Raw genomic sequence first — 13,131 nt, 5'->3', positions numbered from 1 at the left:
CTTAATTTTTATCTTTTTTTTCGCTATCGGATTGTAATTTTATATCTTTTGCAAAGTTAAATTTTTCTTTTAAGTAGTCTGTTGCCTTTTCTGTACTACCGAACATCAGGACCAGTACACCAAACATTATCATAAAAAAGATTAGACCTCTGAACACTACTGCAAGTATCACTGCAGCTATACACAACCCTATGATTGTTGAAGGACTCATATTTTCTACAGTATCTTTAACTGAAAATGAAGAAATAAAATTTTTTACCGTTTCTTGTATACCCTTTAATTCATCACTCGCCGAACTTGCTTCGCTAGAATATGATGCAAAAATGAAACTTAATAAGGCTATAAAAACCAAAACTTTATTCAATTGAATGCGCATCAACTAAATACCTTTTAAACATTTCTTAAATATAACAACTTTTATATCAATAGGCAAGAACTGAATTCACTTATCCACTACAAGTAACACATATTTAATTTTTACAGACGTGAACATGCTGTAAGCTCTTTATCATCAACAAGAGGACTCACATTAATGGATGTTAATTTACTTGATAGGAAGTTTGAATGCAATTCAGCTACTGCTGCTATAGCAAACACTGCAGCCATAGCAAGTAGTCCTGCTCCTATCAATCCTGATGTCATTGCTCCTGCAACAATGCACCCTATTGTGGAGAGAGCACAACCTGCTACAAGTGCAACGTGAAGATTTCTGTTATTGGGTTGGTTTTTAAGTAGGATATCTTTCTTAACTTGATCTGGATTTGCTTGACCATCTGAGTTTTCATTTTCTTGCATTTTTGGCTCTTTTTTTACAGTCTGCTCTGGCTGCACTTGAGTCTCGTTTTCTTTTGGGGATTCCAAATTTGATTCTAATAACTCAGTTTTTTCTCCACCCTCTGGTTGTAAGCCATTATCTCCTTCAACAGAGCTCAATGTTGAGTTTAAACTTTCCTCAGATGAAGTGCTTGTTACTAAAGTTAAACTGCTCCTTCTGCTACTTACTGGTGATTTCAAACTTTCTTTACTCGTTCTAGGTGAGTCTATTCCACTATCTGAGTCATTGCCACTACTGAGTTTAGAAGTTTTCTTCTCCTCTATTTCTTTCACAACCTTGCTATATTTTTCAAACACTTCCTCTGCAACATCTGAATTACTAAGTATTTTATTATCACCACTTTTTTTCTCAGCTACATTCAAGGGTGTTTCTTGTGTGTTGTTTTGCTCTTCAATATGTTTTAGCTGCATTTGATCTTCAATATTTTCTTCAACAGCATTTGGTATTGAGCTTACACTGCTGCTCCTGTTAGTAATATCCAAAATTGTTTTTACTATTTTTCCTCTTATTGTTTGTGGTCTTTGTGATTGTTCTCTTTCATTGTTAAATACTGTAGGTACAGCTAGTTCTTCTGATTTTATTACTTCATCTTTCAATGCAGGAAGAAAGTTTTCGATATAATACTTATAATGTTTTTGATATTCCTCTTGTTTTTCTGGTGATTTTTCTAATTGTTCTCTCAGCGATTTTTCTAATTCAGTTAATACCTCAGGACTAGCTCCTTCCTTGAACAACTCTATGCATTTTTTGATAGTTCCATCTCCCTTTTGTGGGCTTCCATATTTATGATTTTCTTTTGTTACCTTTTTGTATATAGTGTCGTGCAATTGTTGGTTAATATCTTTTTTAGAACTTAGCATAGACTCCTCCATACATAACAAAATGTATAGATACCTCTTTAGCGTTAATTTTACATTAAAACTGGGCAATTATGCCATATTATAAATAATTGCGGCAACTTGCTTATTGGAAGGTCGCTTAACTATTTGCTTTCTGGGCTTTCTACTTCTACAGATTTGCTATTAATATGATTCTTTGCTTGTTGAACTAACATATCCACTACTTCTTTTACAGGCTTTTCCTTATCAACCATGCCAACACTTTGGCCAGCCATTAAAGATCCCGTTTCAACATCTCCATCAATTACTGCTCTTCTTAAAGCTCCAGCCCAGAATTTTTCTATTTCAAGCTGCCCATCTTCTTTTGAGATCTGTCCCTTTTGGTATTCATCAATAACTTCTTTTTGACGCTTCATAAAGTCATCGCTTGCTTTGTTGGCTATAGCTCTTACTGGAATTACAGGAAAATCAGCACTTATCTGTACAGAAGGTATTGCATTACGTGCGGCCGATTTAATAAACACTTCCTTAAAATTTTTGTGGGCAATTGACTCATTAGTGCAGACAAATAATGTACCTATTTGACAGCCACTTGCTCCCATTTCCAGGTAATTAACTATCATTTCACCTCTTCCTATTCCACCTGCAACAAACACTGGTATTTGTTCATTTTTAAAATGAGGCAATATCTCTTGTGCAAGAACAGAAGTGCTAACTGGACCTATATGCCCACCTGCTTCCATTCCTTCTATTATTAATGCATCTACTCCCATTTTTACTAACCTTTTCGCAAGGCTTAATGCTGGTGCAAAGCACATAACTTTAATGCCTGCACCCTTGATTTTTTCTATATTAGGCTTTGTTGGCAGTCCACCGGCAAGCACTATATGGCTCACTTTCGTTTCAATACACACATCTATCAACTCACTCAACTTTGGGTGCATAGTAATTAGATTTACACCAAATGGCTTGTTAGTTAATTGCTGCGTCTCTATGATTTCTTTTTTTAGCAAGTCTGGAAACATTGCACCACATGCAATCACACCAAAACCACCAGCGTTTGAGATTGCTGAGACCAAGTTTCTCTCTGAAACCCAGCTCATAGCACCACCCATTATAGCAAACTCACTGCTAAGAAAATCTGTTCCTTTTTTCCAGAGGCTACTTAACATATAACCTATATCATACGTTTAAAAATGTTTTGTTTATCTATAAATGTGTGTTTTAAGGCGCCAAGTATATGTAAGATTATAAAGAGTACCATAAAATATGCAAGCATCGAATGTAGCTCGTTAGCCGTGTTAGCTAGATCTTTGTTTTGATTAATCAACAAAGGGATATGAAAAAAATATTTGATCTGTTTGCCAGAAGCAGAAGACATGACATAGCCAGATAGTGGCATTAGCACCATCAAAGAATATAAACCAAAGTGTACTGCTTTACTTATATTGATTACAAACCGAGAAAAATTTGCTGGAAGTGGTGGAACATAAGTAAAGACGCGAAAAAATATGCGTACTATGATTAATCCAAGAATAGTGATACCGCAAGCCTTATGAATAGCGTATATGTTGAACTTAATTTCATTGCTAAGTGGCAGGCTTTTCATATAAAGTCCAGAACAAAGCATACCGATAATAAAAACAGCCATCAACCAATGGATAACTCTTAAACCTAGGCTATATTTATCGTCTTCCATTTTGATTACCCTAAAGTAGCATTTATATAATAGAAAAACTATTTTTCAATCAAAATCATTAAAGCAATTTAGATTTACCGACAATGTAGCTATACAAATTCGACCCAGCCGGAAGTCAAGGGCACCTAAATCAAGAAACGGATTAAACGAAAAACTTACTTGACAAACTCCGCCAGCCTCCTTATCATGAAACTGAAGCTATTTATTTATCTTCTCTGTACAGATTAAATGACAAAAAAACTCAACGTATCTGGCGTCTCATGTTTAATTTTTTGCACTATGTGCACTCTATGTCTTTATCAAATTTCTAGGTTTTTACCTATACAAGCTGAAATACGCTTATAAAGCATTTAAAACATCAAAAAACGCCAACTTAAAAAATGGATAGTGAATAATTAGCTACCCTAGGGTTTCTTTTGCCTTTTTTTCTGTTTAGTAAATTTCTTAAACATTTATGACTAAAGGTTAGTTGCATTAAAAAGCAGCTAAATCGCGGTTATTAAGCGTTTAGAATAAAAAAACGCCATACTTGAAAGTATAATGTAAGTAATTAGCCAACCACGGGGCTTCTTTTGCCTTTTTTTCTGTTTAGTACATTTCTTAAATATTTATGGCTAAACGACAATCGTCATCCCTGTAAAGGTCAAGTATCCCGCTACGTGTTAGCGGCTAAGAGATACCCGGCGGTATGACGGTTCGTGATGGCATGACGATAAGGTTCCAGTGTCAAGCGTTTGGCATGCAAATTTCCTTAAACGTTCGTAAGCTTAAAACTTTACTTTAGATCAAACTGCTGTATAGTGACTTTATAGCTTCAATTTTGTAATGAATATACCTAGTATAGAAAATTGTGATCTTCACAATAAAACCGTCTTACTCAGAGTTGACTTCAATGTTCCTATAAAAGATGGAGAAATTCGTGACGTCACTCGTATTTTGAGAGCATTGCCTACTATTCAGTATTTAGTGAATGCGAGTGCAAAGATTATTATTATATCACATTTTGGACGCCCAAAGGCCAGAGACAATAATCTGTCGCTAAAAAATGTAATTGACACTTTATCGCAGTTACTAAATAAAAAAGTGAAATTCATTGACGATTGCTTTGGTGAAAAAGTACAAAGAGCAGTAAGTGTTATGGATGCAGGAGATATAATATTACTAGAGAATCTAAGATTTTATAAAGAGGAAGAGCAAAGTGACTCAAATTTTGCCAAACAACTAGCATCTCTAGCGGATATATATGTAAATGATGCATTTTCTTGCTCTCACAGAGCTCACGCTTCTATTTCACGCATTACAGAATTTTTACCCTCTTATGCAGGGTTTTGCTTGCAAGATGAGCTAAAGTATCTTGAAAAAGCTGTATCGTTTAAAGCTAAACCTATTACTGCGATAGTTGGGGGAGCTAAAATATCAACTAAAATAAAAGTGCTTATGAAGCTAACAGAAAAGGTTAATTACCTAGTTCTAGGTGGTGCAATAGCCAATAATTTTTTGTCATTTAGCAAAGTAAATATAGGGAAATCTTTCTTTCAAAATGGTGTTGACGACCTTCTGCATAATATTCTTGAAACAGCAAATAAAAACAATTGCAAAATAGTTGTGCCAGAAGACGTTCTGGTTGCAGTAAACTCTGATTACAGCACTAGTATTTCAAGAAGAACTGAGTCCATTTTGGACGGTGATATAATTTTGGATATCGGACCACAAACTTTGAGTACAATAAGCAGTATAATAGCAAGCAGTAAGACTCTGCTGTGGAATGGACCTATTGGTGTTTTTGAACATTCAGCTTTTGCAAGCGGTACAATAGGGGTAATGAAAATCGTAAGTGACTTAACGCACAAAGGAAAGTTAACCAGCATAATAGGGGGAGGCGATAGTCTATCTGCAATAAGCGCTGCAGGCCTTGCCGATAAGGATTTTACATATGTTTCCACTGGTGGAGGAGCATTTTTAGATTGGTTAAGTGGCGATGAAATGCCGGGAGTTGCTGCTCTGCAAAAACGATTAGATTAAAACTTTTTTAAATTATTTCTTATAGGCTAGCTTTTTTGTGAACGTGATTATGTCGAAGACAGTTAAACTAATTTTGTGTTTAATAATACCAATAATAGGATTTATTTTTTATATTAAGGATCATTATTTTCACACCGGCTATGTAGAAGAAAATGTTGAAGTCAATTTTGAACCATTTTTCAGTTTACAACCAGCCACCGTTTCAGAATTAACTGACTTCGATAGAGGAGTGTTGAAAGTTTGTGGAGATTGGGGAGCACATCCAGATAAAGAAGATTTCAAAATTTTACTTAGTTGTCCGCAGCATCAAGAAGTAGTGAAAGGAATATATAAGTGATTACGCCAGATGCGGATTTGGAGTTACTTAAAGATGAACTGGCTAACATTTGGTTTACAAATAGTGGAAGTGAAAAAGAAACTATAGGGTTTGGACATATTTTTTGTGGTGAGCCAAACGATAAATTAGGTGGTATGCATTTTGTAGGTAGATATGTTGAAGCTCAAGAGGATAAATGGGCAGTTGGAATCCTGTGCAATGAATCAGATATTAAGCCGCCGGTTTATACATTTGGAATGAAATATTTGGGTAAGGATGGGGAAGTGAAAGTTAAATGCCCAAATGGATACGCATATAACCTTCATGCCGATAATTTCTGCAACTAAGGCGTTTAAGGAATTAGGAAAAGATGGAATGTGTCTATATGAAATGGAAGATGACAATTATCAATCAGTGTTTGTAAGAAAGAATGATGCTATACTCACGTTCTATCCTGACTTAACACCAAAATGTGATGATAAGAGTACTTATTGTAGTTGCGGTAAATCTTAATTTCAAAACCAATAGGGTGAACAAATGATAAAAATGCTATAGGGTGTAGCAAATCTAAATGAGTTAAAATTTTGATTAAAGGGTTTTGTGAATAATAATGAAGAAGGGCATTATTCGTCTAATAAAAGCAATTCAATACTCTTGTGAAGGAATAAAATCAGCTTTTATATCAGAAATTGCGTTCAGACAGGAGTTACTGCTTTTTATAGTATGTGTCTCAATTTTGTTTGTTTTGGATGTAAGTAATCTAGAACGTGCAGTAATGATAAGCAGCCTATTCCTGGTGTTAATTGTGGAAATTGTTAACACTGCTTTTGAAACGACAATTGAGCGTATTTCCAGTGAACAACACATACTTTCAAAAAAGGTGAAAGATCTAGGTAGTGCAGCAGTTTTTCTTTCATTAATTAACTTCCTGATAACATGGATGATAATATTGATAGGTTAATACGAATGTTATTAAGATATGTTGTCAAACTCACCAATTAAAGTTTTTATATCTTGCGGTAAATCAGAGACAAATTCCATGTATTCCTTACTTTTTGGGTGGTATAAGCCCAGTGTATAAGCATGTAGTGCTTGTCTATTGAAATTACGAATGAAACTAGAGTTTTTAGCATATTTTGTGCTTTTACTACTATTTTTTCCATAAACTTGATCACCAACTATGGAATGTCCTATGTGGCTCATGTGGACTCGAATTTGGTGTGTTCTGCCTGTCTCTAAAGTGCATTTAACGAGGCTTACTTGTCCTATAACTTTTTGCACTAAATAGTGAGTGATTGCTAATTTGCCTGTGATTTTTGTTACACACATCATTTCTTTATTACCGCGTTTGGGAGCAATGCTAGTTTTTATCGTGCCTTGCTGAGAAGATAATGTTCCCCAAACTACTGCTAAGTATTCCCGCTTTATTTTGCGATTCGATAACAATTCAGACAAAAAACTATGGGCTGCTTCATTTTTTGCAATTACCATTAGCCCACTAGTATCTTTATCGAGTCTATGAACAATTCCTGGTCTTACATTAAGGTGAGCGATAACTGCGTTCAAAAGCGTATCATTGTTTGTCCCAGCACCTGGGTGCACTGTTAATCCACTTTGTTTACTCAGAACTATAATGTCCTCATCTTCATAGACGATATTAAGTTTTATGTCATAATTAGGCTCAATTGATGTGGATATGTCAGGTTGAACGAGATGCACCACATACTCTTCATCTGGTTTTACTATGTAGTCATTATTAATTATCGGTGTGCCAAGTAATTTCACCTGCTCATTTTGTATCAATCTTTGCGCTTTGCTGCGTGATATGTTGCATTTTTCAGCTATATAGGTGTCTAACCTTAATTTCTCTTTATCATTATTAACACTTAAGGTTATTATTGAGTAATCTATAGTGATTTACCCCGCGCCATTTCCCATGCTGCTTGAACATTTGGGTCTGTAAACATTGTTGCACTAGACTCAATTTGCAGATCACCTTGTTTTTTAATATGGCAAATTGTTTGAGAGCCATCTTTCCAGTAGATTGTAACTTTATTATCAAAATCTCGTAATGTTGCCTCAACCTTTTTTTCTTTATTATCTTTTTCTTCCAGCTTAATAGATTCTAATAAATAATATAAGAATTCACTTGGTTTGCCGTTGATTTTTTCTTTCCATTCATCTGTTTTTTCTTGTTCAGATTTTTTTTGCTCTAACTTTTCCTTCTTTTGCTGCAGCTTATTTTGTTCTGCTTCCAGCTCTAACTTTCTAACTGTGTCACGTAGTTCTTTGACTTTATTTTCTAATACTAATAATTTATTAGTATTATTTCCATTGTTAGCTTCTAAATCAGGCGTACTTGGTTGAGCTTGCTTCTTTTTTATTTCTTCTAATTCATTCCTTACTACGTTTAATTGCTCCTTCAATTCCGTTTTTTCCTCTTCTGTATCCTCTTTTAACTTTTTTAGCATGCTAAGGAACTCGTTATTATTAGACTGCGTAGTTGATTGAAGCCAGCCTACAAAGCGGCTTGGTTCAAATCGTTCAATTTTATCTTCAGCAATTTTAATAGCATTCTCTAACCTAGAAAAAGTACCTTCAATATCTAGTGAATGTGCTTTTTTTGTCAATTCTTTAGTGTTGTTTAAAACTTCTGAAATTTCTGCATGTAGCCAATCTAAATCTTTTTTGATGTCTTCTCTGATTTTTTTTAGGTGATCAAGCGTTTCTTTAATGTTAATATTTGCAGGCTTTAAAAGACTATTATCAAGTAAATCGCAAGCTTTTTTAAGGTTACTGTCAAATGAGTTGCAAAGCGGACTAAGTAGTTTTTTCATTAGAGATATTAGTTCATTTTCCCTTTTACCAAGCTTATTTTCTACTACTGATACAACCATGCCCTTTCCAGACCAGTATGGAAATAGAAGACCTAAAGAACTGTGTTTTCTAATAGTATGATTTTCATGATCCACGCTATTACTTATTAGATTGCTAAGTGTTGATATGATGCATAAAAGAATAGCGACTAATAAAGCTATTAATATTATTGGAGCATTAATGGATTGTGATATTGCTGAAACTACTATAATAGTACCAAATACATATGATCCAGTAAACAAGAGAATCCTATTTCTATTTTCTGCTTCTATATCTTCTAGTATTTCTCTCTGCGTCTTAGAAATTGGTAAAACTATTGAAAGCTTTTCCCCCTTTTTATCTAAATTTGTTACAATTTCAATTTTTTTAGCTTCTTGAGCAATCTGGCTGTACTGTTCATCAACTTGATAGTTTCCTATTTTTTTATCTATTTCATTCTCTTTTATTTTTTGTGTATTTATAAAGTTTATAACAGCAGTAAATAGGAGAACTATAAGAGGAATAAAGGCAAGAGGTGCTGGCGTGAACGCAAACCCAGCAATACTTACTGTAACAGGCTGAATAGAAAAGGCAGTAAATGCTATAAGAGTAGCAATGGTACTTGCTATCGATATAGTACCAGAATACTTTCTTATAGAGCTCAAAATTCTACTGGGCTGGTCAGAAAGTTTTCTAAATCCTAAAAAATCAAAATAGTCTTTGAAAGGATCTTGAGTGTCTGTAACCATAACATTTTTCTAGTTTAAACTTATTTAGGTATACGTTAACCAAACCTTAAAATCAAGTTTCTTAATTTTTCAACATGTGCCAAGGCCCATTGGAGCGCACTGTATTAATCTTTACGTAACGATTTGTTAACCAAACAGAATGTGTGCCATACGTTTCTAGATCAGCATGTTTAATAATTTTAGCGTTGCAAGCTGAATAGTCGAATTCACTTAATTGAATTGTTAAATCAACTTTATCACAATTTTCTGAAATATCTTCTTTTTTATAAGCTAGCAGCACTAATTTATTATTTCCTTTATTATATATGCAGCCATAATCGTTACACTTTAGCCTTTTATCTGAGTTATTGTATTTTTTATGATTCAAAATTTGGTTCTGCCCATTTTGCTTCGCCCATGTTTTGACAACAAAGTTCCTATTTTTTCTGGTGAGAGAATATAGTAAGTTATCACTCTCCTTTGCAGCAACATTATCAGCATTTATCAAGATATCAGGAGTTCTATACATAGCACTAGAGAAAATACCCAGCACAATAAAGAAAATTCCGAAGAAACGCCAATTTCTTTCCCACAAGCACAGCCACAATAACCCAAATGTTATTATAATAATTGATGAGGCAGGAAAAGTACGAATGGGAATAACCAAATACTGAAGACTAGCGATTGCATTTGTTATATACAAAATGCTGTCAATTGGGCGCTCTATAAATGGCGCTATAATCCATTCAACACCCAAAGGAATCAACAAAACATAGATTATTCCAAGTGGAATAATAATTAATGTAACTATTGGTATAGCAACTAAATTTGTGATAATGCCACTAATTGAAAAATAATTAAAATTATATATCGTATACGGAACAGTTGCTAAACTTGCTATTACTGAGCTGATCATTATCGACACAAAATATTTCATTATTTTTATTTTGAACAACTTATTAGCATTAATTTGATAACTGGCAACCAGTGCCAAAACAGCAGAAAATGACATCTGAAAGCCAGGCTTTAAAATTGCTTCTGGTTCTACTGAGAGTATCACTGAAGCAGCAAACGCAATTGCTATTAACCCTCGATATTTTCTCTCTATCATTATTGCAACGAGTACTAAAATCACCATAATGTAGGCACGCTGAGCAGAAATTTGCATACCGGTAATCAATAAATAAAACGTGGTTGGCAAGATAGTAAGGAATGCAGATATTTTCTTGGTGTTATACTTAAGAGTCAAAGTTTCAGATATTGCGAATAAATTACGAAACACTACAAAAAACAGACCAGCAACAAATGATAAATGCAAACCAGATATGGCAAACAAATGTGCTATACCTGAATCTCGTATCGCGTCCATAGTTTTTTGATCTATGCCATCTTTTTTACCGATCAGTAATGCAGAGATTATATCCGCATGTGGTTTTTTGATATTTTGCTGCAGGTTTTCATAAATGTATTGACGGAAAGATTCTATATACTCTAGAAATTGCCTTGCTTCAGCCTTTTTGTGTAGGGCTATTTTGCTTGTTGCAAAACCTGTTGCACTTATTTTCTGGTAATATGCTATTCTTGCAAAATCGTATGCATACTCCGAAGGTGCAATCTTTAGAGGGAAGAGTTTTGCTGATAATTTTACTTGATCGCCTATTTTAATGCCTTTTTCCACTTTGGTTCTAACTGATATTCTGATGTTATCTAGAGCTCTATCCGGTGTCATTCCAGCGCGTGACGCTGGAATCCATATCTTTTTTTTCTGGATCCCAGTATCAAGTACTGGGATGACAAAAGGGGGCGCTGGGATGACAGGAGAGGATTTTGAGATAGTAGGGGATTTTTCAACAGAAAGCAGAAATTGTTTATATGAGCCCCTGTCGTTAATATCCTTCACTGTGGCAACGATATTTTTTACATACCTCTCTTTATCAAGAATTTGAGTATCAACTAAAGCTGTTCTTAATTTACTGGCTGTAAATCCTATGAGCACTGCAATTAAAGCAATGCATAATATTGCGTACTTTCTGTATAATATTGCAATCAAAATTAGTGTAGGTAAAAGCAAAAGAAAAATAGATATGCAGCTTGGTTCAAAACTTAGGGAAAAATATGTTAAAATTCCTGCACACTGAAGAACAGGAAACCACAGTATCAAGTTATATTGTTCATTGCGCAGATTGTTACGTATATAACTAACTATTATGTCAAGAAAAGTTAATAAGTGTGTCGATATTTGCATGTGGTGAAATTTTATTTTTCTTTTTTCATTATTTGTATATATAATAACTAAATAAGCAACGACGCGGGATGGAGCAGCTCGGTAGCTCGTCAGGCTCATAACCTGAAGGTCGTAGGTTCAAATCCTACTCCCGCAACCATTTTTAAGGATATAGTTGTTCCACTTTCCAATCGCTTCCCTCAACAAGAGTGTATCTAAATCTAATATGCTTCCTATATTCACCTTCTTGCCAAAATTCAATTACTTTTGGGATTACGCAAAATCCCACCCAAAAATCAGGACGAGAAACTTGTGTATTGTGAAATTCTTTTTCCTTCAATTTTATAGCTTGCTCAAAATCTTGCCAATCTTTCAGAATGCTCGATTGTTTTGAGCACCATGCGCTAATTTGACTACCCAGCGCTCGAGAAGAGAAGTATTTGTCAGTTCTTTCATCGTTTAGAAGTTTAACCTCTCCTTCAATTCGCACTTGCCTAGCAAATTCTATCCAATGAAACACTAACGCAGCTTTGGGGTTCTCAGTCAATTCTTTCCCTTTTTTACTGTTTACGTTAGTGAAAAACACAAAACCTTCTTTGCTATATTCCTTTAGTAATACCACTCTTGCAGATGGAATACAGTCTTTGCTACAAGTTGCTAGCGTCATTGCAGTTGGTTGTTCACACGGAGAATTAAGTACTGCTTTGTACCACTTTGAAAACAAATCAAATGGATCTTTTTCAAGTGAAAATATCATATCAAAAAATAAAATCTTAATTCTGGCACGCGTTGCAAAAATAAGTGCTACGGCCATTTTGTCGTATAAGTGTTATGATATTATTGCAAATCTTGCAAGGTTTTTGAACTTTACCATATACGTAAAAGTTATTTTGAAAGTATCCAGCAGATCCAGATGGCTGTGCATAATCTTTCAGTGTTGAACCACCTGCAGCAATTGCATCACTCAGAGTATTTTTTATTTCAGCAGCAAGTTTTTCGCACTCTCTATAGGTCAAGTTTTTTGCTGACCTGAGTGGTGATATACGGGCTCTAAACAAGCTCTCAGAAGCATATATGTTGCCTACGCCAACTATTGATTTATTGTCCATTAACGCTGATTTGATATTCACTTTTTTGTTTTTCAGCAACTCCTGTAAATAGTCTCCACTGAATTCATCCGTGAGGGGCTCTATTCCAAAATCGCTAAAAAAATCCGTTTCTTGTTCTTTATTTAAAACGATAACTAATCCAAATCTTCTTGGGTCATTAAAAATTATTGAAGTATTGTCAGAAAATAAAAATACCACGTGATCATGCTTATTCCGCATTTGATCGTGGTCAGCATATATAAGCTTTCCGCTCATGCCAAGATGTATGATTACAGCCACACTACCATCTGTATTCCAGATGGTATACTTACCTCTACGCTTGATGTTGCGTATGACTTTGCCCTTTAGCATATCATCAATATTTTTTGTTATTGGGGCACGTAAATTCCAATTATTCACTATAACATTACTGATTTGCTTGTTTTTAATTTTATCAAGCAAAAAATTAGAGATTACTTCCACTTCCGGTAGTTCTGGCATGATACCTCCTTCAAAACTTAAGT

The 13,131-nt window shown here is 34.5% G+C and carries 14 protein-coding genes and 1 tRNA gene; 6 read left to right on the top strand and 9 right to left on the bottom strand.

Annotated elements, in window-relative coordinates; genetic code table 11:
- Position 1: 1 nt before the first annotated feature.
- The 4 genes from ABL518_RS01255 to ABL518_RS01240 form a co-directional block, all read right to left on the bottom strand.
- Positions 2 to 376, bottom strand: coding sequence for a hypothetical protein (locus ABL518_RS01255; RefSeq protein ID WP_022626145.1), 375 nt, complete (start codon positions 374 to 376; stop codon positions 2 to 4).
- 101 nt (positions 377 to 477) lie between these two features.
- Positions 478 to 1,695 (bottom strand): hypothetical protein, encoded by a 1,218-nt coding sequence (locus ABL518_RS01250; RefSeq protein ID WP_038199547.1) that lies wholly within the window; start codon positions 1,693 to 1,695, stop codon positions 478 to 480.
- A gap of 122 nt (positions 1,696 to 1,817) precedes the next feature.
- A complete protein-coding gene (locus ABL518_RS01245; protein ID WP_010082023.1) occupies positions 1,818 to 2,846 on the bottom strand; it encodes an NAD(P)H-dependent flavin oxidoreductase in 1,029 nt (342 codons plus the stop codon).
- A gap of 5 nt (positions 2,847 to 2,851) precedes the next feature.
- Positions 2,852 to 3,373 carry a cytochrome b gene (locus ABL518_RS01240; RefSeq protein WP_010082022.1) on the bottom strand — a complete coding sequence of 174 codons (522 nt, stop codon included), beginning with the start codon at positions 3,371 to 3,373 and terminating at the stop codon, positions 2,852 to 2,854.
- 825 nt (positions 3,374 to 4,198) lie between these two features.
- Here ABL518_RS01240 and ABL518_RS01235 point away from each other — a divergent pair.
- The 5 genes from ABL518_RS01235 (at position 4,199) to ABL518_RS01215 (ending at position 6,672) form a co-directional block, all read left to right on the top strand.
- The gene (locus ABL518_RS01235; RefSeq protein WP_010963073.1) at positions 4,199 to 5,395 is read left to right on the top strand and encodes a phosphoglycerate kinase; all 1,197 of its coding nucleotides are present in this window, start codon (positions 4,199 to 4,201) and stop codon (positions 5,393 to 5,395) included.
- Between the two features lie 49 nt (positions 5,396 to 5,444).
- Positions 5,445 to 5,732, top strand: coding sequence for a hypothetical protein (locus tag ABL518_RS01230; protein WP_010082008.1), 288 nt, complete (start codon positions 5,445 to 5,447; stop codon positions 5,730 to 5,732).
- Complete coding sequence (locus ABL518_RS01225) at positions 5,729 to 6,058, top strand: EndoU domain-containing protein (RefSeq protein WP_010082007.1); 330 nt, start codon at positions 5,729 to 5,731, stop codon at positions 6,056 to 6,058. The genes ABL518_RS01230 and ABL518_RS01225 overlap by 4 nt, the downstream gene beginning before the upstream one ends.
- Complete coding sequence (locus ABL518_RS01220; RefSeq protein ID WP_010082006.1) at positions 6,036 to 6,224, top strand: hypothetical protein; 189 nt, start codon at positions 6,036 to 6,038, stop codon at positions 6,222 to 6,224. The genes ABL518_RS01225 and ABL518_RS01220 overlap by 23 nt, the downstream gene beginning before the upstream one ends.
- Positions 6,225 to 6,321: 97 nt before the next feature.
- Positions 6,322 to 6,672, top strand: coding sequence for a diacylglycerol kinase (locus tag ABL518_RS01215; protein ID WP_007549043.1), 351 nt, complete (start codon positions 6,322 to 6,324; stop codon positions 6,670 to 6,672).
- A gap of 11 nt (positions 6,673 to 6,683) precedes the next feature.
- On the opposite strand, the gene ABL518_RS01210 is transcribed toward ABL518_RS01215, so the two are convergent.
- From ABL518_RS01210 to ABL518_RS01200, 3 genes are all read right to left on the bottom strand, one after another.
- Positions 6,684 to 7,628, bottom strand: a complete 945-nt coding sequence (locus ABL518_RS01210) for an RluA family pseudouridine synthase (RefSeq protein ID WP_095742818.1) — start codon at positions 7,626 to 7,628, stop codon at positions 6,684 to 6,686.
- Positions 7,619 to 9,316 carry a hypothetical protein gene (locus ABL518_RS01205; protein WP_010082004.1) on the bottom strand — a complete coding sequence of 566 codons (1,698 nt, stop codon included), beginning with the start codon at positions 9,314 to 9,316 and terminating at the stop codon, positions 7,619 to 7,621. The genes ABL518_RS01210 and ABL518_RS01205 overlap by 10 nt, the downstream gene beginning before the upstream one ends.
- Before the next feature lie 61 nt (positions 9,317 to 9,377).
- Positions 9,378 to 11,540 carry a ComEC/Rec2 family competence protein gene (locus ABL518_RS01200; RefSeq protein ID WP_095742872.1) on the bottom strand — a complete coding sequence of 721 codons (2,163 nt, stop codon included), beginning with the start codon at positions 11,538 to 11,540 and terminating at the stop codon, positions 9,378 to 9,380.
- 62 nt (positions 11,541 to 11,602) lie between these two features.
- On the opposite strand from ABL518_RS01200, the gene ABL518_RS01195 reads away from it, so the two are divergent.
- Positions 11,603 to 11,679, top strand: a tRNA-Met gene (locus ABL518_RS01195).
- 3 nt (positions 11,680 to 11,682) lie between these two features.
- Here ABL518_RS01195 and pdxH read toward each other — a convergent pair.
- Both pdxH and mutM read right to left on the bottom strand, forming a co-directional pair.
- Entirely contained in the window at positions 11,683 to 12,276 is a 594-nt protein-coding gene (gene pdxH, locus ABL518_RS01190; protein WP_022626142.1) for a pyridoxamine 5'-phosphate oxidase, read from the bottom strand.
- A 16-nt stretch (positions 12,277 to 12,292) separates the two neighbouring features.
- Positions 12,293 to 13,108, bottom strand: coding sequence for a bifunctional DNA-formamidopyrimidine glycosylase/DNA-(apurinic or apyrimidinic site) lyase (mutM, locus tag ABL518_RS01185; RefSeq protein WP_010963068.1), 816 nt, complete (start codon positions 13,106 to 13,108; stop codon positions 12,293 to 12,295).
- Positions 13,109 to 13,131 lie beyond the last annotated feature (23 nt).

The sequence above is a fragment of the Wolbachia endosymbiont of Drosophila willistoni genome, assembly GCF_040084705.1.
GTDB lineage: Bacteria > Pseudomonadota > Alphaproteobacteria > Rickettsiales > Anaplasmataceae > Wolbachia > Wolbachia pipientis.
Note: the sequence above shows the minus strand (reverse complement) of the source record. Positions and strands in the feature narration are given on the sequence as shown.